The 26401-nt window shown below is 59.2% G+C and carries 26 protein-coding genes and 1 pseudogene; 17 read left to right on the forward strand and 10 right to left on the reverse strand.

Translation table 11 applies throughout. From position 1 onward, the window contains the following. Nucleotides 1-17: 17 nt before the first annotated feature. The 4 genes from CQ12_RS16305 to CQ12_RS16320 form a co-directional block, all read right to left on the reverse strand. Nucleotides 18-473 (reverse strand): PRC-barrel domain-containing protein, encoded by a 456-nt coding sequence (locus tag CQ12_RS16305; protein WP_057836311.1) that lies wholly within the window; start codon nucleotides 471-473, stop codon nucleotides 18-20. Then, nucleotides 464-883 (reverse strand): hypothetical protein, encoded by a 420-nt coding sequence (locus CQ12_RS16310; protein ID WP_057836312.1) that lies wholly within the window; start codon nucleotides 881-883, stop codon nucleotides 464-466. The genes CQ12_RS16305 and CQ12_RS16310 overlap by 10 nt, the downstream gene beginning before the upstream one ends. Nucleotides 884-1068: 185 nt before the next feature. Then, a complete protein-coding gene (locus CQ12_RS16315; RefSeq protein WP_057836313.1) occupies nucleotides 1069-1248 on the reverse strand; it encodes a hypothetical protein in 180 nt (59 codons plus the stop codon). 83 nt (nucleotides 1249-1331) lie between these two features. Beyond that, complete coding sequence (locus tag CQ12_RS16320; RefSeq protein WP_198164171.1) at nucleotides 1332-3035, reverse strand: PAS domain-containing sensor histidine kinase; 1704 nt, start codon at nucleotides 3033-3035, stop codon at nucleotides 1332-1334. A gap of 574 nt (nucleotides 3036-3609) precedes the next feature. Between CQ12_RS16320 and CQ12_RS16325 the strand changes: the two genes are divergently transcribed. Further along, nucleotides 3610-3843: a DUF6894 family protein gene (locus tag CQ12_RS16325; RefSeq protein WP_157088253.1), complete on the forward strand. Its 234-nt coding sequence runs from the start codon at nucleotides 3610-3612 to the stop codon at nucleotides 3841-3843. 284 nt (nucleotides 3844-4127) lie between these two features. Here the strand turns inward: CQ12_RS16325 and CQ12_RS45065 are convergent, their stop codons facing one another. The 4 genes from CQ12_RS45065 to CQ12_RS16340 all read right to left on the reverse strand — a co-directional run bounded on the left by CQ12_RS45065 (nucleotide 4128) and on the right by CQ12_RS16340 (nucleotide 6226). After that, entirely contained in the window at nucleotides 4128-4451 is a 324-nt protein-coding gene (locus tag CQ12_RS45065) for a hypothetical protein (RefSeq protein WP_198164172.1), read from the reverse strand. After that, nucleotides 4448-4579 (reverse strand): hypothetical protein, encoded by a 132-nt coding sequence (locus CQ12_RS47235; protein WP_283807372.1) that lies wholly within the window; start codon nucleotides 4577-4579, stop codon nucleotides 4448-4450. The genes CQ12_RS45065 and CQ12_RS47235 overlap by 4 nt, the downstream gene beginning before the upstream one ends. 137 nt (nucleotides 4580-4716) lie before the next feature. After that, nucleotides 4717-5586 carry a non-homologous end joining protein Ku gene (gene ku / locus CQ12_RS16335; protein ID WP_057836435.1) on the reverse strand — a complete coding sequence of 290 codons (870 nt, stop codon included), beginning with the start codon at nucleotides 5584-5586 and terminating at the stop codon, nucleotides 4717-4719. A 61-nt stretch (nucleotides 5587-5647) separates the two neighbouring features. Continuing rightward, entirely contained in the window at nucleotides 5648-6226 is a 579-nt protein-coding gene (locus CQ12_RS16340) for a DUF2267 domain-containing protein (protein ID WP_245309947.1), read from the reverse strand. A gap of 494 nt (nucleotides 6227-6720) precedes the next feature. Between CQ12_RS16340 and CQ12_RS16345 the strand changes: the two genes are divergently transcribed. The 14 genes from CQ12_RS16345 to CQ12_RS16405 all read left to right on the forward strand — a co-directional run bounded on the left by CQ12_RS16345 (nucleotide 6721) and on the right by CQ12_RS16405 (nucleotide 21485). After that, nucleotides 6721-7281, forward strand: coding sequence for a type 1 glutamine amidotransferase domain-containing protein (locus CQ12_RS16345; RefSeq protein ID WP_057836317.1), 561 nt, complete (start codon nucleotides 6721-6723; stop codon nucleotides 7279-7281). Nucleotides 7282-7519: 238 nt separating this feature from the next. Next, nucleotides 7520-7870 carry a DUF5335 domain-containing protein gene (locus tag CQ12_RS16350; protein ID WP_057836318.1) on the forward strand — a complete coding sequence of 117 codons (351 nt, stop codon included), beginning with the start codon at nucleotides 7520-7522 and terminating at the stop codon, nucleotides 7868-7870. Between the two features lie 437 nt (nucleotides 7871-8307). After that, nucleotides 8308-8733, forward strand: a complete 426-nt coding sequence (locus CQ12_RS16355) for a DUF3775 domain-containing protein (RefSeq protein ID WP_057836319.1) — start codon at nucleotides 8308-8310, stop codon at nucleotides 8731-8733. Nucleotides 8734-8974: 241 nt separating this feature from the next. Continuing rightward, nucleotides 8975-9832 carry an SDR family oxidoreductase gene (locus CQ12_RS16360; RefSeq protein ID WP_057836437.1) on the forward strand — a complete coding sequence of 286 codons (858 nt, stop codon included), beginning with the start codon at nucleotides 8975-8977 and terminating at the stop codon, nucleotides 9830-9832. 363 nt (nucleotides 9833-10195) lie between these two features. Then, a complete protein-coding gene (locus CQ12_RS16365) occupies nucleotides 10196-11125 on the forward strand; it encodes a lactate/malate family dehydrogenase (RefSeq protein WP_057836320.1) in 930 nt (309 codons plus the stop codon). 503 nt (nucleotides 11126-11628) lie between these two features. Further along, complete coding sequence (locus CQ12_RS16370; protein WP_245309949.1) at nucleotides 11629-12117, forward strand: DUF1931 family protein; 489 nt, start codon at nucleotides 11629-11631, stop codon at nucleotides 12115-12117. 62 nt (nucleotides 12118-12179) lie between these two features. Further along, nucleotides 12180-12995 carry a universal stress protein gene (locus tag CQ12_RS16375; RefSeq protein WP_057836321.1) on the forward strand — a complete coding sequence of 272 codons (816 nt, stop codon included), beginning with the start codon at nucleotides 12180-12182 and terminating at the stop codon, nucleotides 12993-12995. Between the two features lie 38 nt (nucleotides 12996-13033). Further along, nucleotides 13034-14776 (forward strand): FAD-dependent oxidoreductase, encoded by a 1743-nt coding sequence (locus CQ12_RS16380; protein ID WP_057836322.1) that lies wholly within the window; start codon nucleotides 13034-13036, stop codon nucleotides 14774-14776. 267 nt (nucleotides 14777-15043) lie between these two features. Then, nucleotides 15044-15493: a hypothetical protein gene (locus CQ12_RS16385; protein WP_057836439.1), complete on the forward strand. Its 450-nt coding sequence runs from the start codon at nucleotides 15044-15046 to the stop codon at nucleotides 15491-15493. An 89-nt stretch (nucleotides 15494-15582) separates the two neighbouring features. Continuing rightward, on the forward strand, nucleotides 15583-17091 hold the full coding sequence (zwf, locus tag CQ12_RS16390; RefSeq protein WP_057836323.1) for a glucose-6-phosphate dehydrogenase: 1509 nt from the start codon (nucleotides 15583-15585) through the stop codon (nucleotides 17089-17091). Between the two features lie 208 nt (nucleotides 17092-17299). Continuing rightward, on the forward strand, nucleotides 17300-19120 hold the full coding sequence (locus CQ12_RS16395) for a glycoside hydrolase family 15 protein (RefSeq protein ID WP_057836324.1): 1821 nt from the start codon (nucleotides 17300-17302) through the stop codon (nucleotides 19118-19120). A gap of 194 nt (nucleotides 19121-19314) precedes the next feature. Next, nucleotides 19315-19881 (forward strand): NADPH-dependent FMN reductase, encoded by a 567-nt coding sequence (locus CQ12_RS16400; protein ID WP_057836325.1) that lies wholly within the window; start codon nucleotides 19315-19317, stop codon nucleotides 19879-19881. 699 nt (nucleotides 19882-20580) lie between these two features. Further along, nucleotides 20581-20865: a hypothetical protein gene (locus tag CQ12_RS42330; RefSeq protein ID WP_157088254.1), complete on the forward strand. Its 285-nt coding sequence runs from the start codon at nucleotides 20581-20583 to the stop codon at nucleotides 20863-20865. Next, entirely contained in the window at nucleotides 20862-21485 is a 624-nt protein-coding gene (locus CQ12_RS16405) for a MarC family protein (protein ID WP_057836326.1), read from the forward strand. Before CQ12_RS42330 ends, CQ12_RS16405 begins: the two co-directional genes overlap by 4 nt. Before the next feature lie 149 nt (nucleotides 21486-21634). Here the strand turns inward: CQ12_RS16405 and CQ12_RS16410 are convergent, their stop codons facing one another. After that, nucleotides 21635-22963: a thiamine pyrophosphate-dependent enzyme gene (locus CQ12_RS16410; RefSeq protein ID WP_347337430.1), complete on the reverse strand. Its 1329-nt coding sequence runs from the start codon at nucleotides 22961-22963 to the stop codon at nucleotides 21635-21637. Nucleotides 22964-23053: 90 nt separating this feature from the next. Further along, nucleotides 23054-23329 (reverse strand): annotated as a pseudogene (locus CQ12_RS47705) (thiamine pyrophosphate-binding protein); the annotation flags it as partial. Between the two features lie 676 nt (nucleotides 23330-24005). On the opposite strand from CQ12_RS47705, the gene CQ12_RS16415 reads away from it, so the two are divergent. Then, nucleotides 24006-24389, forward strand: coding sequence for a hypothetical protein (locus CQ12_RS16415; RefSeq protein WP_157088255.1), 384 nt, complete (start codon nucleotides 24006-24008; stop codon nucleotides 24387-24389). Further along, nucleotides 24389-26392 (forward strand): erythromycin esterase family protein, encoded by a 2004-nt coding sequence (locus tag CQ12_RS16420; protein ID WP_245309952.1) that lies wholly within the window; start codon nucleotides 24389-24391, stop codon nucleotides 26390-26392. The genes CQ12_RS16415 and CQ12_RS16420 overlap by 1 nt, the downstream gene beginning before the upstream one ends. Nucleotides 26393-26401 lie beyond the last annotated feature (9 nt).

The raw sequence follows: 26401 nt of genomic DNA on the forward strand, positions 1-26401 counted from the left end.
TTAATGCGCGACCGCGATCAGCGTGTGGACGTCTGAGTTTGCGCGTTGTACAGGTAGACCGGCAATTTATCCAATGCCGCGCGACTTGCTCCCGGAAGCACGATGAAGCCGCCGGAATCCTCCAGCTTCAAACTGTTGAAGGGAACGGCGACCAGGCGGGGTCCGGCTCCGATGAAGTCGCCCACGGAAAGCACGGCAAAGATACGTCCGTCCTTGCTGAAGATGAAATCGTTGATCTTCCCGATCCTCTCGTTCTTGTCGTTGACGATTGTCTTCAACTTCAGCGTCTCGGCGGGATAGCCGTTCGCGACCTCGTTGACATCAAGCGTAACCAGGCCGACTGATTGCGCCGCCGAGTATTGCCCCGGTAGACAGAAGAGGACAACGGCAACCGCAGCAAGCCACGGCGAAGGAAGCCCTCGTTGGAGAGGCTTCCTTCGAATGCGGTAGAGGCGTTTGCGCGTTACTGGCATGGGCGTGCGGTGCCGGTGCCACAGTTTGAACGACGGACGGCGTTCTCGGAGCTCGAGCCGCTGGTAGTAGGCTCCGTTACAATCTCGGTCACGAGTTTCGTATCAGGATTGATCAACACGATCCGGTCGGGCAGTTTTACAAAGAGAAGGCTTTTGACCTCCGGCACCCGGTCGGTGACATTATTGGGAAGCGCTTGCGCGTTCATCGAATCCGGCAGCTTGCTTCCGAGCTGCGGTTGCGTGCCGCCAGGCGCGGGCTGTGATGGTGAGGACGCAAGTCCTTGGCTAATCATTTGTTGCTGATTCGACGTCAGATCAGCTGGAGCGGTATCGGGCTTCTGGGCAGCGGCGAAACCTGTGCTGCCAAGAAGTGCAAGGGCGATGGTGCCTGCGCAAAGGAGTCTGTTCATAGTGTATCTCCTGGATCGGGAGTCGAGGTCGCCAATGGTCCCGGCGTGGCGTCGGCCACTGGTACTCGCAAGGAAACGGCAAGGCGGCTGACCGGGCGTTGACCATCGTCAAGATTTTGCGGGGATTGACTGGAGCGCGAATGGCCCACGCTGCCACCTTTGTAATTGAACGTGGCGTGCTACTGCTAGGCCGTGTGCGGCGGATCCAGATATGTCGGCGTCTTCTTCGCGCGTTGCGGCGTCATCTTTGCCGGCGATGGCTTGCCGGGAACACCACGAGGTCCAAGCAACTCCTGCTGGATGTCATCCTCGGTTTTGCGAGGCAGTCCATCATCAAGTTGACGAGGTTCACCGAATATCAGCATCTTCTCTCTCCTCACTTCGGATTTTCTCCTTAGACCAGGAGGCTTCGTCGGGCGTTGACCATTGTCAAACTCACCAATCGCTTTTATCCGGCATCGGCCGGTACGTTCTTCGGCAGAGAAGGGAGGGTAAACCGGAAGATCGTTCCGCCTCCGGGGTTTGCCTCGTATCGCAGCGTACCGCCATGCGATTCGGCAATTGACTTGCAGATCGTAAGGCCGAGCCCCATGCCATTGCGCTTAGTTGATCGAAATGCCTCGAAAAGATGGCTGGCGATTTCGGCCGGCAGTCCCGGGCCACGGTCGGCAACAGCGATCTCGACAAACTCATCATCGAGCAACGCGGTCGTTACCTCGATGTCATAGCGATGACTACCCATCATCGCTTCATTGGCGTTCCGGAGCAGGTTGACCAGCAATTGTTGCACCTGGACCCGGTTTGCCAGCACATTCTCGGCCTTTGGATCAAAGGAGAACCTGACCTGAGCGATCCGTGCAGCGCTGCCCGCCAGCGCGAAGTGACTTGCATCGCGAATGAGAACGGAAAGTGCTTCGATACGCATTTCCGCTTCCTCCCGGGTTACAAATTCGCGCAGACGCCCAATGATCCGGCCGGTGCCAAGCGCCAGTTCTGCAGCCTCGTCCATGATTTCACGATAGACGTCGATGCGGTGCGCGTTACTGTTGGCCATCATCCGGCGCACGGCGTTCACGGAGTTGGCGAGAGCGGTTAGAGGCTGATTGATTTCATGTGCGAGCGCACCGGCCATTTGACCGGCAACGCTTAGACGAGATGCATGCAGTAGCTCCAGCTGCAGATCTCGCGCTCGGGCGTCGGCGCGCTCGCGCTCCGCAATCTGTGCGTCGAGCTCGGTCGTCCGTTCGATAACGCGCCGCTCGAGCGATTCATTCACCTTGCGCAAATCGGCCTCCAGCTTCTTCTGATTTCGGAGATCGCGGCTCACCGTGGCCAGGTTCATCGGCCGCCCCGTGCGTGGATCGTCGATCCGAAACCAGTCAACAAAGAACGGAATGGTCTCGCCAGTCTGAAAATGTTGGAAATCCAGCTCGCCAAGCCAGCGGCCGGTTTGCAGCACGATCGGCAACAGCGTATCGCGCGCATGCTCGCGATCGCGCTCGGCAATGATATCGAAGATCAGGAGGTGCGAGATTGGCGCGTTGAGGGACAGCCCAACCAAGTCGCGGCCGGCCGGATTGATGTATTGCGGAATACCTTCCATTGAGGCGAAGCCAATGAATTCGGACGATCGTTCGATGACTGTCACCAGACGCCGTTGTTCTGTCTCGGATTGCCAGCGGCTCACCGCGAGAGTGGCGTCGTTGGCGGCAATGCCAAGTAACAGACGCTCTTTTTCGTTTGGAAACCTGGATCGAAGCGATCCAGCCACTACCTTCGCGGTGCCGGTGAAGCCGATGGGCACTGAAACGATCGCGAGTTCGCCCGCTCCAGTCGGGTTAGCCATCAACATCGTTTGTTCGCTGGGCCCTGACCCGCTGCTGCGTACGGCGATCTCGACAGCTCTTACAAAGGCCGCCGACATCCGGCTGCCAGAACGGGTCGCTTCGACTGACGGACCGTTTCTTGTACCCGGCAGTGTCACGTAAACGAAGTCGGCGCTTAGCATCGTAAGCAAGGCTGCCGACACGCTGTCGGCGATCTGTTGTGGCTGATAGTCCTTCCAGGTGGCGGGCAGTGTCGAAAGTGCGATCAGATCGCGTAAGCATTTCCGCAGATTGTGCGAGTCAGAGAGCTTTTCTACCCACGTCATGGCGGTGAACCTGCGGGTATGTCGGTAGCGATTGGCCGCCATGGTCCGCGTGCGACCGGTGAACGCTCAGGTAGCCAAGAAAGCTCCGTGTGCGGCAAACCATCTATACCCGTTTAGCTCAGTTCAAATCGACGGCGCATTACGTAATTTTACGTAATCGCTTTCACGACCTCAAACCCACGAACTGTCATCGCAACTTCGGCCGAAGGTGCTCCCCTGTCATCACTGATCGCGGATTGCCCAACGCGTAGGCAGCTAGCGGACATGGTGTCGCTATTCGATGGCGACAGCCGCAACGCCGGGAAGATCGCGAGGCGACATCGAAGAAGCTGGTGTTTCATTGTGACGCGCGGCTTGGCACCAACCATTGCTTTTGGCATCGGCACTGGAAAAATTCCCAATGGTTCGGCACCGCAAAACGGTGTTCCTGCCCAAATATGTGACAATCGTCGCGGGATAAGTTTCCTTGTTGCGGTTTATGACAGTGATGGTTGTCGGGCAAATAGTACAGCAACCTATTTGCGACTTTGGGATTTCACTCCTCGCATCACTCTCCCAACCAAGAGAGTTGACCATGCCGCGATACTACTTTCATCAGCACACGAACGGCCGGCGATTCGAAGATCGAGAAGGCACGATCCTTCGTGGCGCCGCCGACGCCTGTACCAGCGCCATTCGCCGAGCACCCGCTCGTTTAAGGATGGCGATCCGCGAGAGCGAGAACGACAACTTTATAGCCACAGAAATCTCGGACGGCGCGCGCACCCTGTTTGTGGTCAGAGGAAAAATAATCATCGAAAAGGGTTAGTTCCTCTCGATGATCGTCCGGACAGGCAGCTACGTAAAATTACCGAATTGTCTGACTGCGTCGGGTTTTAGTAGTTACCAGTCGCTGGAGCCAAGGCGAATTGAGGCGTCGCATGCAGGACATTCAGAAGCGGATCGATGAAATAGAGATCCAGGCGGCCGAATCGGCCTTGATTGCTGATCTGGCTACGGATCATGAGGCGCGAATCTACAACGGCAGGCTAGCGCGGGAGCTTCGTGAGTTTGCAACGGACCTGCGTAGGCAAGCACAAACCACAGGGAACGTTAGGCCGCCTTTCGCGGGCAACGTCGGACCCTCGTCTGACGGTCGTACCCGGTAAAGGTCCCGTCTGCCATGCGCCATCGATCAAAGCCACACCGTTTTGAAGACCAGCTGGCGGTAGAAAAAGAGCGGCTGGAACGAGAGGTCGCGAAGCTGCCCGGCGGTTTCGAAAGGGATGCATTGGTCAGGAAAATCAGGCAGGTTGATACAGCTGAACGCATGAATGCGTGGCTATCATCGCGGGGCTTGTCGATGCCGACACCAGTTCCGTGCGCGACCGGAACGCGCAAAAATGCGCCGAAGCGATAGATTGCAAGATTGGTCATCGGAGACGATTGCTAAGGCCCTCGCAGGTATCCCCGGCGACGATGACCGCGTCGATGCCTTCGACGACCGCGAACTTCCTTATCGGAAGGACGTCGAAATGGAGATCGCTGAAGTTCTGAATCTTCATGCTGTTCCTCCATCAGACATGTCAGTGTAGTTCGGAGAGCGGCGCCTTTAGGGGGTGATGCTGCTTCTGGAGGCGTGAAGCTGCTCCGACCGGGCGAATACAGCTATTTGGCTTTCGAGGCCGTTGCTCGACGCCAATTAGCTTACCTTCCTGGCTCGCATCGACGACCGTTTCGCCGGGGGGCGCTTGTGTCCCTTAGTGACACGCTGATGATGTGTTAAAGGCGTGCTGCGGCCACCTGCTACGCTCTGGCGGAATGCTTCCATCAGGTCAATAACCTCAGCCGAGGGTCGCCCCCTTGGTTTATCGATCGTTTCGCCGCGTTGTTTTCTCTTAATTAACGCTCGCAGGGCTCGCTCGTAGTGATCTTCGAATTGTTCGGGATGAAAGTGACCAGCCTTCATCGCGAGTATTTTCCTCGCAAGCTCAAGCATTTCTCTCGGTACTCTCTCCTCCGGCAGATCACCGAAATAGTCCCTCTCGTTCCGGATTTCATAGGGATATCGCAGCGTCACGCCCACCAGGCCCTTGCCACGCGGCTCAATCGCCATCACATGTTCGCGCGTCGTGAGCACCACCCTGCCGAGCGCTACCACGCCTTCTTTCCTGATTGCTTCTCTGATGACCACGTACGCCTGCCGGCCGATTTCCCCCGCCGGGGTCATGTAGTAGGGACGGCTCAAATAGAGATCGTCAATCTCGTTTCGTGGCACGAACTGGTCGATCTCGATTGTATGCGTCCCTTCGATCTCGATCGTCTTGAGCTCATCCTCGGTGAGGGCGACATATCGCCCCCCACCGACTTGGTAGCCCATGACGATGTCTTGCGGGTCTACCTGCTCGCCGGTCTCAGCATCAAGCTTGCAGTATTTGATCCGGTGCCCGGTCTTCTTGTTGATCAGATGAAATCGGGCCTTCTCGCGGTCAGAGATCGCCGGAAACAGCTGGATCGGACACGACACTAGCGACACACGCAAATAGCCCTTCCAGTAAGCACGTGGGGCCATCAGTCTCTCCATTCGCAAATCTATCGTGTGTCGGCTTGCAACGAGTTTCTGGCTGGGTTGCCTACTTTGCGGCAGGGCCAGATGACGCCCAGGTGACTGGCCAAAGTGCGCGGATCTCCTTCGGCAGAGACTGAACTACGTGGCCGATTTCTCCTGCGGAGACATGGTTCTCAAGGGTCTGGAAGACGGCACGTACAGCATCTTCGCGGTTGACGAGCGCCGTGTTGGGGAGGCGCGTGTCAATCAAGGCTAGGAATTCTTCCCGTGACCGAATCTTTTCCGGCTTGCCGGCGGGACGCCACGCCTCGTAGTAGATACCGCGTATTAGCATCGGGAGTTGCTCACCGAGATGCGCCGCCTCATCGATTGTCAAGCGGTCGCGCAGGCAATGCAGCACCGCTCGCAACGCCTGATAGGCCTCGCGACGATCGGAGCCTAGCATCTCTCCGATTTCTTTGAGCCACGTGTTCGTCTTGTGAAGCGTTTCGTCAAACACCTCTAGGCCTGTCAAGCTCATGATCATACCTTCCGGATCGAATGCGGACATTCCAAATGCAGGTCGAGCCCGAGTGGTGGTCGCGACCCCAAAGATTTGCAAGATTTTGCGCGCGACCGCATGGGCCGCCTTGATGGGCGTCAATTTGCTGCATTCGTCCAGCTCGTGAGCACGAGCGCAGTGACAGTTTTGCAAAGAGTTCTACGTCACGCCTGGCCTGCCCCTCGATAAGCGACGCAGGCAATTTCAACGCGTAACGATGGCGGCACGGATACACAGATGCATTATTTCTAACCCTAATTGACAAGTATCAAATTTGTGGCTCGGAATTCAGAACCGTGTTGGCTGGAGTACGAAGGGGGGTGGACAATAAGCCGCCGCTGGGGACCCACTGGAAAGCTGTCCCAAGCACAAACCAGACTCCGGCGACCGCTGGCTTTGGGCTCGACGCAACAATGGGATAGCATCCACCTCGGCCATCGAAAGAGTGATGATCTGGGGCCCCTGCCAGGACAGTCAATCGCTTCGTACAGTAATCAGATAAAAAGTTGCGCGCTTGAAGCCGCAGGAACGATAGCGCGCAAAGCCGATTGATAGCAAAGCCGATTGATGGGGAGCTGTTCTGAAGGAGTTTTCCGATGGATCTGAAAGGCAAGAAGATCGCGATCCTGGCCACCCACGGCTTCGAGCAATCCGAACTGGAAGTGCCTCGCGACCGTTTGAAGAAAGCGGGTGCAACCGTCGAGGTGATTTCGTTGGCTGCGGGCGAAATCAAGGGATGGGACATGAACGACTGGGGTCGGCCGGTGAAAGTCGACAAGTCGCTCGATCAAGTCTCATCGTCGGACTACGACGCCATCGTGCTACCGGGCGGGCAGATCAATCCTGACCTGCTGCGGGTCGAGCCCAAAGCCCTCAAGTTCATCAAGGAGATTTTCGACGCCCAAAAGGTCGTCGCCGCAGTCTGCCACGCGCCGTGGCTGTTGATCGAGACCGGAATCGCGAAGGGACGGAGGATGACGTCCTACAAGTCGATCAAGACCGACGTCATCAATGCCGGCGCGAAATGGGAGGATTCCCAGGTCGTGGTCGACCAAGGGGTGATCACCTCGCGCAACCCGGGTGACCTCGAAGCGTTCAGCGCGAAGATCATCGAGGAGGTCAAGGAAGGCCGCCACCTCCGGAGGAGCGTAGCCTAGACCCAACCGCGCTCGCGAAGAGATGGAAGCAAGATCCGTCGGATCGGAGCCTTGTCCTCATCCTCGACCAGGGAGAGGAGGCGTTCGGGCCATCACCGATTTCGCGAACAAGGAGCAGTTCAGCTGCGCCGCCGTAACGGCAAACTTCGTGGAAATTGATCGTTGTCAGCGCGTAGAAGCGGGCTGCCAGCTAGTGGCGTCGAGAGTTCGGCGGTGGCTAACGCGGAGACTACGAAAAATGGCAAAGAAACTCGAAAAGTCGCAGTGGAGCGTCTATTTCGATCTCATATCCAGAGCACTGGGCGGCAAACGTGCCGAGATCGAGGTTGCGTCGCTTGAGCTCGGAGATCAGATCGAGGCGCACTGGCTACCGTTCTTTGGGATTTCCTATGATCCGAAGGACGACGTCATCTCGCTCGTGCTCGAAGGACACGACCATCTGATCCACAAACCCAGAGAAATATACATCGAAGGAGAAGGTCTGGAGTTGTCCAGCCTCGAGGTTATCGACGCGGAAGGCGACCGTCATATCGTCCTCCTCAGAGATCCTCTGATGCTGCCGGCGCCATCTGCGGCAAAAGCGCGCTGATCGTTCCACTAACCAAAGAAACAAACGATAGCTCATAGCTTGGAGCGCGCAGAAGTGCTGCGATCATCCAATCGGGCATCTGGTCTCGATGAGAACCCAGATTCGCTCCAACTTGAGTAGCATATGCTGAGGCGTCGTCGTTTCAAACGGGACCTCTTCGCAAAGGCGCCGTTCAGAACGGATGCCGGAGCAATAGCCCGGTCAGCAGCATCCCGAGTCATTACCTCGCGAGCGACCGAGGGCCGCCCGACCGTGCTGTAAAACGGCTCCGACCTCAGCCATTCAACTCCACGAACCAGTCAATCGATCGCAATAGATGATTGGCTGACTGTACCGCTTGAGCGGGCCGGCAAGCGACGAGTTTCTGCGGTGTAGCGCAATGGATCATCTCGCGGTCCGGCGCGTTGATCGAAACTCCCACGACTAAGGAGCAAGCGATGCCCGAGCTAGCCGTTTCACGCGAAAAGGTCAGCTTTCTGATCGAAAAAGCGCATGAGTTTGATGTCAAAGACCTGCCGGTCGATGAGGAGTCCGGATCGAATCCTTCTGACGATGCTGAAGTTAACGTATTGCAGGACGATGGCTGCGACTCTGTCGCTGCCGAGATGGCGAGCTTCATTAGGGCCTTGAACGAGGACGAACAGATCGACCTCGTCGCGTTGATGTGGCTCGGACGCGGCGATGGCACGATCGACGAGTGGGAGGATCTGCGTAGCCAGGCGGCTGAACGGCGGAACGGATACCGCAATCCGCGTTGGGAGACCGTGCGTTACCTGCTCGGCGAGCCGCTGTTGGGCGATCTCCTGGCCGAGGGCCTCGACAAGTTCGGAATATCCTGGGTCGATGAGGCGCCTACGCCCTGATAAGCAAATTCGGCAGGCGAAATAGGGGGTGATCGCGATCATCTATAGCATGTGCACCCCGGTACTTTACCGACGAGGGATGACACTTCGAAAAGCGAGAGTGGCAAGCGCCAATGAAAAGCCGACCCGTTTTCGATGTCTTGAAAATCAGGGGCGCGCCAACGCAAAAAAGAGACCCGCGCCCCTATCGACGGCGGTTACGCGAAAGAGGAGATGGTCTATAATGAGGAGATGGTCTATGTTGCCTGACTATCCGAAGCCACCTTACCCCAATCAGAAACAGCCGGTACCCGGTTGGACCGCCAAGATGGACCCGCGTCCGGATCATGGCGAGTACAGCTACAGGGGCTCAGGTAAGTTGAAAGGCATGCGAGCTGTAATTACGGGCGGCGACAGCGGCATTGGACGTGCCGTGGCAATCGCCTATGCGCGCGAAGGTGCCGACGTCCTGATCGCCTATCTGATCGAGCACGACGATGCGCAGGAGGTCAAGGCGCTGGTTGAGCAGGAGGGGCGTAGGGCTGTCTTGATCGCCGGCGACATTGGTAGTCCCGAGCATTGCCGCTCCATCATCAAGCACGCTGTCGGCGAACTCGGTGGCATCGATATACTTGTCAACAATGCAGCCCATCAGGCGACATTCGGGGATATTAGTGAGATCAGCGACAAGGAATGGCAGCTGACCTTTGAGGTGAATATCCATTCGATGTTCTACCTGACCAAGGCCGCTGTGCCTCACATGAGGCCCGGCAGCGCAATTATCAATACTACATCGATCAATGCGGACGCACCGAACCCCATTCTTCTCGCCTATGCGACCACTAAAGGGGCGATCCAAAATTTCACTGGTGGTCTTGCACAGATGCTCGCCAAGAAGGGAATCCGCGTCAACGCGGTGGCGCCCGGACCGATCTGGACGCCGCTGATCCCATCGACCATGCCTGAAGAAACGGTGAGGAATTTCGGCGCGCAGGTCCCAATGCAGCGGGCAGGGCAGCCCGCCGAACTTGCAACGGCTTTTGTCATGCTGGCGGACCCGCTGTCGAGTTACACTTCAGGAACAACGGTTGCGGTGACGGGCGGGAAGCCGTTTATCTGACAGCTCTCTGTTGGCGCAACGCTTGGCCATCCGAAAGCGTCCCCACCGGTAACGTTTGCCCGAATCGTCAAATGTTAAGCAGAAGTTGACGTTTGTCATCGCTATGATTCCGACGCTCATGGATTGAGCGTCTTGGCGAGACCGCGCGCTCCTTCAGGGTGTTCGTCCGGCTTGCCACCGTCGTTCGACAAGGCATGCGGAGGGTTGTGTGTGCGCATGAAGCCTGTCCAGACATTTGATGGTCTCGATTGCTAAGTCGTCGAACGCTAGCGAACATTGCGAACCGGCGGTTACTGCGCGATTGACGAATAATGCACTCGTGTTGGGGCATCGGTTGACGTTCTTTGGAATGCAGGTTCGATCATGAAAGTCGGAATCGTCGGAGCAGGCAGGGTAGGGTGTTCCTGTGCTCTCGCCATGGTAGTACGGGGGAGTGCCCGGACGATTGTGATCTTGGACCGAACGTCTAAGCGGGCGAAGGCGGTCGCCACCGATCTTCGCTACGGAGCGCCGCTCTGCCCAAAGACCACCATTGTTGATGGCGACTTTGAAGAGCTTGTCGATGCAGAGCTGGTGATGATTACCGCCGGCATCAACGAAAAGGCCGGCGGCGCCACCGAACGCGACGATCCGCAAGGCAGGTTGCGGTTGCTCGACAGGAATGCCGAAATCTATCAAGAGATCGTTCCACGCATTGTGCACGCCGCGCCTCGCGCCGTGATATTGGTCGTGACCGATCCGCCGGATCCGCTCGCCGATATTGCGCGCGCAAGCGCAAGCCATGATCGCGTGCTGAGCACCGGTACTTTTCTGGATTCCTTGCGCTTCCGCGTCCATTTGGCGGCGCATTTCGACATCGATGCCAATCAGGTGGAGGCGCAGGTGATCGGCGAACATGGGATCTCGCAGGTATTTCTCTGGTCAACCGCCCGGATCGCCGGCGTGCCGGTCGGCGAGATCGTCGGAATTCGTGGCCGCGTGCCTCACTGTTTGCGCCGGCGGGTCGAGGCAGACGTTCGTTACGCGAATATCTCTATCATCGAAGGCAACGACGCGAGCCAATTTGGCATTGGCATCGTTGCGGCGAGGATTGCGGAAATTGTTCTTCGCGATGAGCGAGCGGTGATTCCGATTGGCAGCTATAATGACAGGTTTCGTGTCACTCTGTCACTTCCGAGCGTCGTCGGGCGCGAGGGCGTGCTTCGAGTTTTCGAGCCCGAGATGTCCGCCGAGGAGCAGCGGGCGCTGGAACTCGGCGCGGCCAAGTTGAGGAAGTCGCTAGGTCGTCGGTAGACAGCCGAGGGGACGACGGGAAGCATGTTGTCGGGCTGCAGCGCCGAATGGGAAATTCGCCCGCTGTCAAAGCTGATTGAAAAACCAATCCGTCAGGAGGGTGCACAGCTCACGTGACCCTATGCTTCCACCCGCTCGCGGCTGTGGATGCCGCGAGTCCAGGCGTAACCCTGGCCATGCATCGACACGTGGGTTGCCTGGCTTACGACCAGGCTGCGCATGCACGCTGCGCGTAGTAGTCGGCGAGGGAACTCGGCACGTTGTCCGGTTGGCGCGCCGCGAGCGCGTCAAGAGCGCCATGACGATTCGATGTGGCAGCCTGAAAGGACCGAGCCGGTAGGGTTGGACCTGAAGTCCACGCCACGCACCAAGATGTCGCAACTTCGAAGGGCGGCGTGATAAAGATCATTTTCACGTATGTGCGAGAAAATCGCGCGAAACTGACGGCCATCAAGGGGGAGGCCGGCCTGCGCACGGCATCTTGCGGCGAGGAGACCGCTGCCATGATGATCGCCGCCGTGCAATCGAACCAGCCGCCCGCCAGCCATGTTATGAGCATCGCGAGATTCGAGCGATTTTTTCGGATCGCCGCCAGCCTCGATGTCGACAAGCAGGACCTCAAGCGCTACAGCGATTTCATCAACCAAAAACTTTATGATCTCCTGCTGCGGGCCCAGGCGATCGCCAAGGCGAACGGCCGTGTGATACTGGAGCCATTCGACCTGCCAATTACCAAGGGATTGCAGGAATGCATCCACGAGTTCGAGAGACTCGACGAAGAGATCGAGCTGCGGCCGATCCTCGACCACCTCGCCACACGCCCGCCGCTTGACCTTGCTTACGGTGAAGATGTCGAGGCTCGCCTACCGGAGATCGTGGGTGGTCTGAGCGTCGCGCTCGCGCGCACGTTCAATATCATCGATTCCGGGCTGAAGAATCCATCGGGCGTTCACTGGCGGAAGTGCTTTCGTATTTTCAATCTGCTGCTGTAGCTGCACGCAAGTGGCAGAGCAGCCAAACATCGCGACGCCTGTCGTCGAGCGAGGAGAGAGCGATGATCAGGGATGTAATGGTGTGGCTGGACGGCGGCGCCTCCGACGAAATTCGCCTGGCAGCCGTCGCCGATTTGACCCGGTGGCTCGAGACCCGCGTGGTCATCGGGTTGTATCTCAACGTTCTGCCATTGCCTGGGCCGATCGACGGCGACCCCATCGCCACAATTGTCGAGCATGCGCGCGAAACTGGCAATGCGATGGAGGAGGCACTGGCCAAGCGGCTGCGAATGCTGGATCGGACGGTCGAGATCCGGCGGTTCGATGTCTTGTCCGATGACGTTGCAAAAATTGCCGCGCGAGAGGCGCGCTCCGCCGACACCTTCGTGGCGCTTCGTCCCAATGGCGCGATGGATCCGGAGCAGCTCGTCGAAGGCGTGCTGTTCGGCTCGGGCAGGAATGTCTATCTGGTTCCCGAGACGGAGCGGCCGAAGATCGCCTTCGACCGCATTATGGTCGCTTGGAACGGGAGCCGGGAAGCGGCTCGTGCGCTTGCCGAAGCGATGCCGTTTCTGCACAAGGCGGAAAAAGTGTCGGTCATCGTTGCGACCGGCGAAAAGCCTACCGAGGAGGAAGCGGTTATGGGGATCGATGCCGTCAACCATCTTCGACATCATGGAATCGAGGCCAGCCTGCATCGCATCAAGTGCCGCTCCAGCGAAGTCGCGCCGCAATTGATGGCGGAGGCCGAGCGCCGGAAGGCGAACCTTATTGTCATGGGCGGATATGGTCATATGCGCCTGCGCGAGCGGCTGCTTGGCGGCGTGACCTACAGCCTGATGCATGAAGCGCCTGTCCCGCTGCTGATGGCGCACTAGCGTGGCGGGAACTCTCGTCTCCGACAGCGAGATTGCAAATGCCGACGATTGATGACCGCCGCGAACAGATGTTTCCCAAGCTGGCGCCGCATGAAATCGATCGTCTTCGCCGCTTCGGCACGGTGCGGTACTACCATGCCGGCGAAGCGCTGTTCGTGACCGGAGAAGTCGCGCCGGGCATGTGTGTGCTGATCAAGGGCTCGGTGCGGGTCGTCAGGCGCGATCCGCTAGGCCATTGCGCCCCGATTGTGGAGCAGGGACCCGGTGAATTCGTCGCCGAAGTGGGACAGTTGTCAGGCCAGCCTGCCTTTGTCGATGTTTACGCCATCGACGATGTCCAAGCGCTCTTGATCCCGCCGGAGAATTTACGTGCGTTGATGATTGGGGAGCCCGAACTCGGTGAGCGGATCATGCGGGCTTTGATCCTCCGCCGCGTCGCGCTGCTCGAGGCCGGCGCCGGTGGTCCGGTCCTAATCGGCCCGGAATCGAGCCCTGACGTCGTGCGTCTGCAGGGCTTTCTCGCCCGCAATGCGTATCCACATCAATTGCTAGATCCAGCAAAAGACCCCGACGCGGCGAAGCTTGTTCAGCAATATGCTCCAAATCCGGCAGACCTGCCGCTTGCCGTGTGTCCGAAGGGAACGATCCTGAAAAATCCGAGCGAGGCAGAGCTGGCGCGAGCGCTTGGAATGGTGCCGATCGACGACAAGAGCCGAACCTATGACGTAGCAGTCGTTGGCGCTGGCCCGGCGGGCCTTTCGACGGCGGTCTATGCCGCATCAGAGGGCTTGTCGGTCGTCGTCTTCGACGCCCGTGCCTTCGGCGGGCAAGCCGGGGCCAGCGCGCGGATCGAGAACTATCTCGGTTTTCCCGCCGGCATATCCGGCCAAGCGCTCACCGGCCGCGCCTACGTCCAGGCGCAGAAATTTGGCGCGCGGATGGTGATCCCTGCGGGCATATCGCGGCTCGATTCGAGTGAATCGCCGTTCACGCTGCACCTGGAGGATAGGCGGCTTGTGAGAGCCTCGACGGTGGTGGTTGCGAGCGGTGCCCGCTACCGCCGCCTCAACGTGCCGAATCTGTCGAATTTCGAGGGACGCGGTGTTTGGTATTGGGCTTCGCCGATCGAGGCACGCCTGTGTCGGGGCGAGGAGATCGTCCTAGTCGGAGGCGGAAATTCAGCGGGCCAGGCCGCCGTATTCCTGCGCAACTTCGCAAAAAAAATCTGGATGCTGGTCCGTGGACCAAGCCTCACAGAGAGCATGTCGCGCTACCTGATCGACCGCATTGCGAATCTCGACAATATCGAGGTGCTGACTCACACGGAGGTGGTCGCGCTTTATGGCAGCCGGGCAGGGCAATTGGAACGCATACGCTGGCGCAACAGCTCGACCGGCGAGGAAACCGAGAAGCCGATCCGCCACCTCTTCCTCTTCATCGGCGCGGAACCGGCAACGGCTTGGCTTAAGGACGCCGGGATCGCGTTGGACAGCAAGAATTTTGTGCTGACGGGATGGGACGCTCCCTCTACCATCCGCTCGAAGAGTGGCGCTGGCCGTCCGTTGCTGCTCGAAACCAGCGTAGGCGGTGTATTCGCCGCCGGCGACGTGCGATCCGGGTCGGTCAAGCGCGTGGGTGCTGCGATCGGTGAGGGTGCCGTCGTCGGGGCGGAGCTACACATTGCGCTTGCCAACGGCCGAGTGCGAGACGAGAGTGAGCGAAGCGCCAGTCAAGACGCGCGCGAAGCCGCAAGCGCACTTGCAGTCCAATCACCGCAGTGAGCAGCGGCGATGCCGAGATGCATCGTGGCCACGACTTGCGAAAATGACCATCGTCAAGGTCGGCAGCGGTCGACTGGATACGATCCCGTTCGGATATCGCGCTGCTGCCGCGACTACGAGTGCTGTTCGAATGCGATCATGAAAGCCACCGTCCCGGACGGTCGCGATTTCCAAACAGGCCACCGATATCTTGACGGCGGTCAAGGGACCGCTCGGCGGTTTGCGGCATCATCGGTTAGGGTCAGGGAAACCAGCGGAGAAAAATCCATGTGCGACTACAGCCTACATGCCGTTACGTCACGTCCCGCAAAGGTTGGAGAGAGTTTGGTGTCGACCAGCTTTTACGGCACAACGACCCGCGGCTTCGCCGCCAAAGACGAGCCCACCGTCGCCATTTGTCTGCTGCCCGGTACGGAACTAGGATTCGAGCAGGACGTAAAATACAATCGCAACTGGTTGTTGACCAAGAGCGCGGGCTTCCGTGTCGCCCAATTCTGCGTGATCCAACCGAAACCGCCGAAGCAGCACCACGATGCCTTGCTGTTTCCCGACGGCACCATCGTTCTTGTGAATCTCCTGTCGGAAGGACAGCAAGCTCGGGTGCTTCAATTGCCAGCCATCCGCCCGGCAAAGAAGAGCGGGGCTCACGCTGAGCACGCCCCTGTCTATGCGGCCGAGCAGGATGACCGCGTTGAGATCGAATCCGCTCAACAGTGATCATGGGCCTCGGCGGATAATTGGTGCTGTTCCCGTCCTCAGGGGCGCAGAGGGCGACGTGATATCGTCAACCCCACGGTCAGCCGTTCGTGAGAAACTTCCAGCCCTGCCAGAAGCCGCAATCCTGCGCCCTTGTCATCTTCGGTGTCACGGGAGACCTGACCAAACGGCTGGTGATCCCTTCGCTTTACAATCTTGCGGCAGCCGAACTATTGCCGGAAAGATTCTGCGTCGTCGGCGTCGCGCGCTGCGGCATATTGAACGAAGCGCTGCGCGAGAGCCTAATGAAGGGCCTGCATCAGTTCGCGACCCGTCCCGTGGAAGACAAGGTCGCGAATCGCCTTCTGGAATGCATCACCTCTGTCGAGGCCGATCCCGACGACGGCCCTTCTTTCGATCGTCTCAAGGAGCAGCTTGAGCGGCTGGAATCCGCGCGCGACACCGGGGGCAATCGGCTGTTTTATTTGGCGACACCGCCTGATGTCTTTGCGCCGATCGTGCGCCAGCTCGGCCGTCTCGGCTTGTTGAAGGAGGATCACGGCGCCTGGCGGCGGCTCGTGATCGAAAAGCCGTTTGGAACCGATCTGGCGTCGGCGCGCGCGCTGAATGCGGAATTGTTGAACATCCTCAACGAACACCAGATCTACCGAATCGATCATTACCTGGGCAAAGAGACCGTCCAGAACATCCTGGTGCTGCGCTTCGCCAACGGAATGTTCGAGCCGATCTGGAACCGCCATCACATCGATCACGTACAGATCATTGTGGATGAGCAGCTCGGTGTTGGCCACCGCGGTAGCTTTTATGACGCGACCGGCGCGCTGCGCGACATGGTGCCGAACCATCTGTTTCAGCTGTTATCGCTAATTGCCATGGAGCCGCCGAGACATTTCGATGCCCATAACGTGCGTTCGGAAAAGGACGGAGTGCTGGCGGCGATCCAGACTCAGAGCGAAGAGGAAGCACTGAAAAACTCCGTGCGCGGCCAGTACACTGCCGGGAAAATCGGCGACACCGAGATTCCGGATTACCGAAAGACTCCGGGCGTCAGGCCCGACAGCGCTACGGAGACCTACGTTGCGATGAAATTGAATATTGACAACTGGCGCTGGGCCGGAGTCCCCTTCTACCTGCGGACGGGCAAGGCGCTCGCCATGAAGCACACGGAAGTGGCGATCAAATTCCGCGAGACGCCCTTTGCGATGTTTCGATGCACGCCCGTCGAGCAACTGGCTGAGAACTATCTCGTTATCTGCGTCGAGCCGACCGAAGGTATCACGCTGCAATTCAACACCAAGGTGCCGGGGCCAGTGATCAGGATCGACGGCGTACAAATGAAGTTTCTCTACAAGGATTACTTCAAGTCCGAGCCCGCGACTGGATATGAGACCTTGATCTACGATTGCATGATCGGCGACAACATTCTGTTTCAACGCGCCGACGGCGTGGAAGCCGGCTGGCGGGCGGTTCAGCCGTTCCTCGATGCCTGGAAAAGAGTCGGCAGCAAGGGGCTGGAATTCTATCCTGCGGGCAGCGAGGGGCCCCCGGGGGCGTTCGAACTTTTGAAGCGCGATGGCCGAAGCTGGCGGAAGCTCTGACGGCGATGCGCTTGTGGAAACAGCCGCCGGGCGGTGTGGGCAAGGATCGAGTGTCGACCGCGATACCGTAGATCCGCTTACTCGTCGCTTATCAAGAGATATGAGCACCGGCAGTGCTCAAGGAGGCTGTGCTTCGACGAAGGGAATTTAGGGATTATATCTGAGAGCGGCAGCGCGGGCAGCGAGCCCAGGCGGCGGAGAGGCGTGTATGGCGCTCAAAATCGAAAACTATGCGATGATCGGCGACTGCAAGACAGCAGCCATGGTCGGGCACAACGGCTCGATCGATTGGCTGTGCTTGCCGAGATTTGATTCGGCTGCGTGCTTTGCCGCTCTGCTTGGCGACGCAGAAAATGGACGGTGGCTCATTGCACCGAAGGATGAGCCGATCGAGACGCTGCGGCGCTACCGTGCAGGCACGCTGGTCCTCGAAACGGAATTCAGAACGAAGGGTGGCAGTGCGACGCTGATCGATTTCATGGTACCGGCAGACCGCGCGGAGCTTGTGCGCATCGTTGTCGGTGGACAGGGGAGGGTGGAGTTTCGCGCCGAATTTGTGGCGCGCTTCAACTACGGGGAGACGGTGCCGTGGGTCACCCGGCTCAATGACGGCGGCATCAGCGCAATCGCTGGTCCGGAGCGTCTGGTGCTGCGTGCGGCAGCGGCACTTCATGGTGAGGATCTGAAGACAGTTAGTGAGTTTGCGGTCGAGGCAGGAGCGTCAATCCCGTTTGTTCTCTCCTACGGACCATCGTTTCAAGATCCCCTGGCGGCGATTGATGCCTTCGATGCTCTGAAGCGAACGGAGGCATTCTGGCGGGGGTGGAGTGATCGGTGTCCTGAGGTCGGCCCCTGGACCGAGCTGGTCAAACGTTCGCTCATTGCATTGAAGGCCCTGACCTACGCCCCGACCGGCGGGATTATCGCGGCCCCAACGACTTCGCTGCCGGAGCTTATTGGTGGAATCAGGAATTGGGACTATCGCTTCTGCTGGCTACGCGATGCCACCTTCACGCTGCTGGCCCTGATGCATCTCGGATACTATGACGAAGCGCGGGCGTGGCGGGACTGGCTCCTTCGCACCGTGGCCGGTAGCCCGGAGCAGGTTCAGATCGTTTACGGCGTAGGGGGCGAGCGCTGGCTGCCGGAGCTCACCGTTCCGTGGCTGGCGGGCTACGAGAGATCTTCGCCGGTGCGCATCGGAAACGCGGCCTACCAGCAGCTTCAGCTGGACGTTCTCGGCGAGGTCGCCGATGCCATGTTCCAGGCTAGGAAGGGTGGAATAGGTCTAACTGAACGTGGCCGAGCCCTGCAGCCCCTCATGTTGAACTATCTCACAAGCGCCTGGCGAGAAGCGGATCAAGGCATCTGGGAGGTGCGCGGCGAACGACAGCACTTCGTCCATTCGAAGGTCATGGCCTGGGTTGCGTTCGATCGTGCCGCGAAAGAGTTCGCCGCCGAAGGACCAATCCAGGCAGCTCGACATTGGCGAGCGGTCGCTGACGAAATCCACGCCGACGTGTGCGAACGCGGCTTCGACCGCGAGCTCGAAAGTTTCGTGCAGGCTTATGGGTCAAAACGACTCGACGCTGGCCTGCTGCTGATGCCGCTGGTTGGCTTTCTGCCTGCAACCGATCCGCGCGTGAGGAACACGGTGCGGGCCATCGAGAAAAGACTGTTGGTCAAGGACGAATTTGTTCTGCGGTATGAACGCGCAAATCCTGGTGACGGTCTGCCTCCAGGAGAGGGCGCATTTCTGGCGTGCAGCTTTTGGCTGGTCGACAATTACATTCTGCAGGGCCGCTATTTGGAGGCCCGCAAGCTGTTCGACCGTCTCCTCTCGCGTTGCAATGACGTGGGACTGCTCGCCGAGGAATATGATCCGTTCGCCGGCCGCATGCTGGGCAATTTTCCGCAGGCCTACAGCCATGTGGGTTTGATCTGTTGCGCCTTGAATCTCACCCGGGGAACGTGCCCTGCTGGGGAGCGCGCCGAGCCGCAGCGCCCGGCGATGCGTCCAATTGCGTAAGCCGAAGCGGGGCCGGACTGACGTAGACGTTCCTGCTGAACGGCGATCCACCGGCAGTGCCAACCAGCCATTCTGCTTCCTCGAATACGATTTTTGTGCTCCTGCGCGGTGGCGAAAGCGGGCAATCGTCAAAGACAGATTTCGCCGCTTGAGATGAGGTATTTAAGCGTCTCGAGCAAGCAAAGGAGTAATCAATGGTACTCAACGTGGTGACGATCAGTGGCAGCCTGCGCAAGGCCTCGTACAATACCGCGCTGATGCGGGCGCTTCCCAAGCTTGCGCCTTCGAATCTTCATCTGTCCGAGGCGCCGCCATATGACGGCATGCCTCTGTACAATGCGGACGTTCAGGCCGCCGGCTTTCCAGGTGAAGTGACGACCTTCGCCGATGCCATAAGGAAAGCCGATGGCATAATCATCGTCTCGCCCGAATACAACTGGACCATCCCCGGGGGCCTGAAGAACGCGCTGGATTGGGTGTCGCGCCTGGAAAATCAACCCTTCAGGGAGAAGCCAGTCGTCATTCAGTCCGCCACCGGCGGTCCCCTGGGCGGCGCGCGGATGCAGTATCATCTGCGAATGGCACTTACCTATCTCAACGCCTTCGTGTTTGGGACACCGGAAGTATTCGTCGGACTAGCCCAGACCAAATTTGATCCGCATACGCTGGAATTGAAGGACGAGCCGACAAAGAGGGTGATCGCCGATCAACTGGCGGCCTTCGCGAAATTCGCTGCTCGCTTTCAAGGGATGAGCAGATGAGCAGCTTTAACGCTGCCCTTCTGTCGGCACGTTCCCAGCAATGGTCCAGGATCGCGGTCCGCTGATTGTCGGTCAGGCGATCGACACACTCGTGCCTAGCGACATCGATTCTGATCCGAAGCCTGGCCAACTACATTTCATAAGCTGGCGACCCTGAGACATCAGCCTATAATTTTTTGTTGGCGCGTGCCTCGTCGCGCCCGCATTGACTGCCGTCTTCTCGGCCGCGTCAGCTAGGCATCACCGGGCCGAGTTATTCGACCAGCTGCGATGGCCGGTCGTCGGTTTATTGCTACGTAAAATTACGACATGGCGCATCCTGCGTGCGGCCGATATTGCATGAGTGCGTACGCTGCGCGGCACAGTCATACGACTGCTCACAGCATACATAAAAAAGAGAGCGGCTCGCGCCGACGAAACCAATGTTCCTGGCTCCATCTGATCCACTCAAAAAGTTCGCGACAATCAAGAGACCCGCATGCCCGAAGTGTGGACGCGCGATGGCCGCGGGCAGGACCGCACCAGGCGCGATCGGTTATCAAGAACTCACTTTTGCTTGCTCGACGTGCGGCCAGTCCACGACACTTTCAATCCTCATCGATCCGCTCAGGAGTGATGCGGTAGGTTGGCTTAAAAGCGAGCTCAGGCCGCCGAAATAGTCAGATGTCGTCTTGCATGCAATGGCAGAGGAAGCAGATCATGGTTGGACTAGAGCCGCTCAACGGCGAAGAACCCGAGAAGTGCGAGGACGATATTCAGCGCGCACTGCTTGGTCCGCGCGGCGTGCCCGGCGCTCCGGATCCGGCCGGGCTGACTCCACAAGGCGAAGAGAATACGCCAAAGCACATTGATTTCGGCACGGTACATAGATTGGCGATGGCCGCTGGTGGGCTGCTTTCAACTGGGCTTTGTGTCGGCTCAGGTCGAGCTATGTACATCCCGCACCATAATCGGCCTGACGCTCGCGGCGGGCATTCGCCGTGATCGACTTCGCTATGTCGGCCTTCGTGACCCTGTTACTGGTCGTCGACCCTGTCGGATTGGTGCCGGCGTTTCTCGCGGCAGCAGGTGGGCTCAGCGGCCGAGACAGGGCCCGAATCGCCGTCCGGTCTCCGCTGATCGCCGCGGTGATCCTGGTAGGTCTTGCATTATGCGGGAACTGGCTGTTGCGTCAGCTTGGGATCGGCATTCCAGCTTTTCAGATCGCGGGCGGACTTCTCTTGTTCGCCGTCGCCTACCAGATGGTCTTCGGCGACCGGCCGCACCGGGAGGCGCGCGAAACCGACAAGACGATGGCCGAGCATGTTTCGGATATCGCCGTCTTTCCGTTGGCTATCCCGCTGATGGCCGGACCGGGCGCAATTGCCACCACGCTATTATTGTCCAGCGCCGCAGGCACGACATCGAAACTGGTTGTCGTCATTCTGGTCATTCTGCTCGTGTGCCTGACCTGCATGATTTGCTTCGCCCTGGCCGTGCCGATCGCAAAAGCACTGGGCAACACTGGAAATGCCGTGCTTTCCCGGCTGCTTGGGATATTGCTCGCGGCTTTCTCGGTTCAGTTCGTATTGGATGGGGTCGCATCCGCTCACGCGAGCGCCTGAATGGTCGGTCGGCGCGTTGACGAGACGACCCGTCAATGAAGATATGTGCGACAGAAGCCGCAACTCCGCAGGCAAGATAGAACGCCAAATAGCGGCCATGACCCAGGGCTGCGGGCGGTTCCGGTACAGCGGGGGCAGACCCGTTCTCGCTATCCCCCGGTGACGGCGAGAACGGCTTCCTTGATCTTGGCTAGCCCGAAATGCCCGATCATCTCCAAATCGACATGCGGTAAATTGGGCATTTCATTTGAAATGACGGTTGCGTCAACAACTGCTGGGCCATCGATCGAGAGAGCTTCGACAACCGCTGCCATCAATTCCGACGGGCGTCTGGCCATGTATCCGTGGCCACCGCACGCACGGGCTAATGATGCGAAATCCGGGTTTGGAAAGTCGATGGCCTCGCGAAATGGCACCAGTCCGACGCTTTCGGCCTCCAGCGTGATCAGTCCGAGCGACGAATTGTTGTAGATGATGACCTTGACCGGCAGGTTGTGATGCACTGCTGTCAGGAATTCGCCCATCAGCATGTTGAACCCGCCATCGCCGGTCAGCGCGATCACCTGACGGGAGCGATTCAACGCCTGTATGCCATTGGCTTGGCCCAGCGCCGTTCCGACCGCAGCATTGTTGAAGGATCCGATGATCCGCTGCGTCCCAGTCTGACGGATCCAATTGGCGGACCATAGCGTGTTTAGGCCGGTATCCAGGACGAATATCGCGTCGGAACGGGCGAGATCGCTAACCGCACGGGCTACCACCTGCGGATGGATCTGATGGTCGCTCCGCTTGATATCAGCTTGCTTGTTGAGCATGGCGTCCCATTTCCGGCGCTCGTCGGTGACCTCGTCCCAGAATTCGGTATCGGTCTTCTGCGCAATCCGGCCGAGTAATTGTTTCAGCGTCGGCCGGACCGATCCGGCAACGCCTAGCGCAGTCGGAACGCGCCTTCCTAGCACCTGCGGTCGCTCATCAATCTGAATCACCGTGCTCTTGGTCGGGAGGAAGTTGGAATAGGGATAGTCGGTGCCGATCATCAGCAGCAGGTCGCAACGCATCACGGCGTTGTAGACGGCTCTCGTCCCGATCATGCCGAGACCGCCCATCCAGCGGGGATCGTCGTAGGGCAGGAGGTCTTTGCCCTTGACTGTATGGATCAGCGGAGCCTTGAGCCGGTCCGAGAGAGCGCACAACAGGTCAACAGAGCCGCGGCATCCGGCGCCGCACATCATCACAATCTTGTCCGCCTGATCAATCCGCCGGGCTAGTTCGGCGATCCTTGCCTCGCTGGCTGTGACTTCGGACCGCGGCTTCAAGGTTAGGATGCTGGGAACGCTGCCTTGCGCTTTCGCTGCGATCACGTCCTGCGGAAGCGTCAGATGTGCGACTCCGGGGCCGGCGTAGGCGGCGGCTATCGCCTGATGGATGACCGCCGGTGCCTGCGCTGCGGTCGAGATGATCTCGGTGTAGAGCGACACGTCGCGAAACAAGAGATCGGGTTCGCTGGTCTGGATGTAATCGGTGCCATGTAGCTTGCGCGGCATGTCGCCAGACAAGGCCAGCACTGGCGCATGATCGCGGGCCGCTTCATAGAGACCGGCGACCAGATGATTGCTGCCAGGTCCAGTGGTGCCGGCGCACACTGCGAGCGTGCCGGTGATCTTGGCCTGGCCGGCGGCGGCCTGCGCCGCGCCTTCCTCGTGGCGGACGCCGACCCACTCGATCTTGCTGCCTCGGACCACATCGGCCAGCGGATTAAGCGAGTCGCCGATCAATCCGAAGATGTGCCGGACGCCGATCTGTTCGAGGGCACTTACCAGAATGCCGGCAACTGTCTGTGACATGTTCCACTCCCAACTCTCGCCATCGGAGTGCGTTCAATGCGGCAGGCTGGCGCCGCCGCCGGCCATAGACCTTGACCGACGTCAACCCGTCAACGACGCGACGAAGTTGTGATAATTGCTGGCCCGGCCCCCTTGTTCCAAAGGCGCCTGTCGTCGCAATGCGCGAGCAGTTGGAGTAGTGCCAACCGCAGAAGTGGAACGTCGGAGTTCAGCGTTCGTCGAACGCCCTCTTAATCCTTAGGAGGAATTCGTCTTTGGTGCAGGGTCTATGCTGTATTCGCGTTTCGCCGAAACCCTCGATAACTTCGCGATTGCTGTAGCCGGTAACGAGGATGACCGGCAACGCGGGACGTGTAGTCCTGTTGGGGCAGGAACGACCGAATATCCTAAGGGGTCGAGCAATCGGAGAGTCGTCTAGAGCACCGCCGCGTCATCATCCACGACGAGGATAGTTGCCGTAGTATCGATTTCTGGCCTGAGACTGGCAATCGGCAACTGGTCGTGATCGACCCGATTTACTTCGGCAGACGCCTTATGTTTGGCTGGACGCTTGTGATTCAGCGCCGCGTCGTGTTCCGTCGCGCTCTCCGAGGACAGGTTGCACGGAGTTGACGACCATCAAGGCGATCGAAATCGGTTCGACGTTACCACAATGCTTACTTGTGGAAGAGGACGCGTGAGCCGGGTTTCTGCTGTGATCAACCGCTTCATTGTATTTCGCGGGAGAGCCAATCCGGCGTTGGCCCATTTGATTGCGCGCGAGCTGCGTTGTCGGCTCGGCTGCGTAGTGGCTGGCGCACAACCTGAATTCATCCTAGCGGCCACGCACGGACAGCTGGTTGCGAATGCGCGTGAGAAGCCGAGCCTTTCAGCCGTTCGCGAGGTATTGGTGACGGATTCGGTGGACGTGCACAAGGAGAACCGGCCTGAACAGCGAACGGTCTCTATTGCACCGCTGCTGGCCTCCGCCTTGGAGCGACCGGTGACCCACGGCCCGCGCGGCGAGCTTCAATCGAAAAGCCTGCGCCGAACGGCTGCGCAGGCAAGGGAGGAGATATGATGCCAGGACTGTTTCTCGATCGTCGAGACGCGGGCAGACGACTCGTCGAGAAAATTGCAGGCTACTCCCATCGCCCGGACGTGCTCGTACTGGCACTGCCGCGCGGCGGCGTGCCCGTCGCCTATGAGGTAGCCCGCGCGCTCAATGCACCTCTGGACGTTTTTGTGGTCCGCAAGCTCGGCGTCCCCGGCTATGAGGAGTTGGCGATGGGCGCGGTCGCGACAGGTGGCGTGCGCGTGCTCAACAACGAGATCATCGAAGCCCTCGGCATTCCCGCGCCTATCATTGATGCGGTTACGGCACGCGAGCGGCAGGAGCTGGCACGGCGCGAGCGCCTTTACCGTGGCAGCCGTCCGCAGCCCGACGTGCGGGGCCGCACGGTCATCCTGGTTGACGACGGGTTGGCGACAGGTGCCACCATGTACGCCGCGATCGAAGCGTTACGGCAGCAGGGGCCCGCGCGGATTGTCGTTGCGGTTCCGACGGCATCGCCCGACACCTGTGAGGAAATGAAAAGAAGGGCCGACGAGGTCGTTTGCGCAATCACGCCGGAGCCATTCCATGCGGTCGGTCGTTGGTATCAGGAGTTTTCACAGACGACGGACGAAGAGGTGCGCGAGCTGTTGGCGCGCCAAAGCAAGTCCGACGCTGAAGCCGCACTTTCTCCGGCGGCAGATGATGTGGTGGTCAATGCCTTGCGCGAGACTGCGTATCCGCTGGTCGGATCCGTGCGCGACTATGATCCGCTGATCGGGCGGATCGGTGAGGCGCGCTTTGCTCTGCTCGGTGAAGCGTCCCACGGTACCCACGAGTTCTACCGAGAGCGGGCCGAAATCACGAAGCGGCTCATCATCGAAAGGAAATTCACGGCGGTCGCAGTGGAGGCAGATTGGCCCGACGCCTATCGTCTCAATCGCTATGTGCGCGGCGCTGGCGACGACGTCGATGCGGTAGACGCGCTCGCCGATTTCCGTCGTTTCCCGACCTGGATGTGGCGTAACGCGGTGGTGGTCGAGTTCATTGAGTGGCTTCGGGCACACAATGATGGGCTGCCGCCGGGTGTCGAAAAGGTCGGTTTCTACGGGCTCGATCTCTACAGCCTGCACGCATCGATGAAAGCCGTGCTCCGCTACCTGGAGAAAGTCGATCCCGAGGCGGCGATCCAGGCGCGCGAACGTTACGCCTGCTTCGATCATGCCGGCGAGGATACCCAGGCCTACGGCCTGATGACGCGCCTGAACCTTTCCAGATCGTGCGAGGAGGAGGTTGTCAACCAGTTGCTCGAGTTGCAGCGCCGGGCGGCCGATCGTATGCGCCGTGGTGGCGCCTTGGATGATCATCTCTTCTATGCCGAACAGAATGCCCGCCTGGTGAAGAACGCCGAGGCCTATTACCGCTCGGTGTTCCTCGAGGCAGTGTCATCGTGGAATTTGCGCGACCGACATATGGCTGAAACGCTCGACGCGCTGGTCAGCTACCTTGATCGAAAAGCCGGTCGCGCCAAAATTGCCGTCTGGGAGCACAATTCGCATCTCGGCGACGCTCGCGCGACAGAAATGGGTCGGCGCGGCGAACTGAATGTCGGCCAGCTCACGCGCGAGAAATATGCCGACGACGCGGTTCTGATCGGCTTTACAACGCATCGTGGCACGGTAACGGCCGCTTCAGATTGGGGCGGTTCGGCCGAGCGTAAGCGCGTCCGACCAGCGCTGGCCGGCAGTTACGAGGCACTGTTTCATGCTTCAGGGCGCGACCGATTCCTGCTGATCATGGACGACAGCGATCTGGCGGTGCGGCAATTGGGCGTGCCTCGGCTCGAGCGCGCGATCGGCGTGATCTACCGTCCCGAAACCGAGCGGCAGAGCCATTATTTCCAGGCACGGTTACCGGACCAATTTGATGCCGTGGTGCATTTCGATGAGACATTTGCGGTCAAACCGCTCGAAACCACCGAGGTGTGGGAAGCCGGCGCACTTCCGGAAACATTCCCATTCGCGGTATGAGTGTCGTGT

Origin of the sequence: Bradyrhizobium jicamae, from assembly GCF_001440395.1 — a bacterium.
Classification (GTDB): Bacteria; Pseudomonadota; Alphaproteobacteria; order Rhizobiales; family Xanthobacteraceae; genus Bradyrhizobium; species Bradyrhizobium jicamae.

Coding starts and splice junctions, on each gene's coding strand:
- CQ12_RS16305 (WP_057836311.1), bottom strand. CDS start 473: ATGCCAGTAACGCGCAAACGCCTCTACCGCATTCGAAGGAAGCCTCTC.
- CQ12_RS16310 (WP_057836312.1), bottom strand. CDS start 883: ATGAACAGACTCCTTTGCGCAGGCACCATCGCCCTTGCACTTCTTGGC.
- CQ12_RS16315 (WP_057836313.1), bottom strand. CDS start 1,248: ATGCTGATATTCGGTGAACCTCGTCAACTTGATGATGGACTGCCTCGC.
- CQ12_RS16320 (WP_198164171.1), bottom strand. CDS start 3,035: ATGACGTGGGTAGAAAAGCTCTCTGACTCGCACAATCTGCGGAAATGC.
- CQ12_RS16325 (WP_157088253.1), top strand. CDS start 3,610: ATGCCGCGATACTACTTTCATCAGCACACGAACGGCCGGCGATTCGAA.
- CQ12_RS45065 (WP_198164172.1), bottom strand. CDS start 4,451: ATGACCAATCTTGCAATCTATCGCTTCGGCGCATTTTTGCGCGTTCCG.
- CQ12_RS47235 (WP_283807372.1), bottom strand. CDS start 4,579: ATGAAGATTCAGAACTTCAGCGATCTCCATTTCGACGTCCTTCCGATA.
- ku (WP_057836435.1), bottom strand. CDS start 5,586: ATGGCCCCACGTGCTTACTGGAAGGGCTATTTGCGTGTGTCGCTAGTG.
- CQ12_RS16345 (WP_057836317.1), top strand. CDS start 6,721: ATGGATCTGAAAGGCAAGAAGATCGCGATCCTGGCCACCCACGGCTTC.
- CQ12_RS16350 (WP_057836318.1), top strand. CDS start 7,520: ATGGCAAAGAAACTCGAAAAGTCGCAGTGGAGCGTCTATTTCGATCTC.
- CQ12_RS16355 (WP_057836319.1), top strand. CDS start 8,308: ATGCCCGAGCTAGCCGTTTCACGCGAAAAGGTCAGCTTTCTGATCGAA.
- CQ12_RS16365 (WP_057836320.1), top strand. CDS start 10,196: ATGAAAGTCGGAATCGTCGGAGCAGGCAGGGTAGGGTGTTCCTGTGCT.
- CQ12_RS16370 (WP_245309949.1), top strand. CDS start 11,629: ATGATGATCGCCGCCGTGCAATCGAACCAGCCGCCCGCCAGCCATGTT.
- CQ12_RS16375 (WP_057836321.1), top strand. CDS start 12,180: ATGATCAGGGATGTAATGGTGTGGCTGGACGGCGGCGCCTCCGACGAA.
- CQ12_RS16380 (WP_057836322.1), top strand. CDS start 13,034: ATGCCGACGATTGATGACCGCCGCGAACAGATGTTTCCCAAGCTGGCG.
- CQ12_RS16385 (WP_057836439.1), top strand. CDS start 15,044: ATGTGCGACTACAGCCTACATGCCGTTACGTCACGTCCCGCAAAGGTT.
- CQ12_RS16395 (WP_057836324.1), top strand. CDS start 17,300: ATGGCGCTCAAAATCGAAAACTATGCGATGATCGGCGACTGCAAGACA.
- CQ12_RS16400 (WP_057836325.1), top strand. CDS start 19,315: ATGGTACTCAACGTGGTGACGATCAGTGGCAGCCTGCGCAAGGCCTCG.
- CQ12_RS42330 (WP_157088254.1), top strand. CDS start 20,581: ATGGTTGGACTAGAGCCGCTCAACGGCGAAGAACCCGAGAAGTGCGAG.
- CQ12_RS16420 (WP_245309952.1), top strand. CDS start 24,389: ATGCCAGGACTGTTTCTCGATCGTCGAGACGCGGGCAGACGACTCGTC.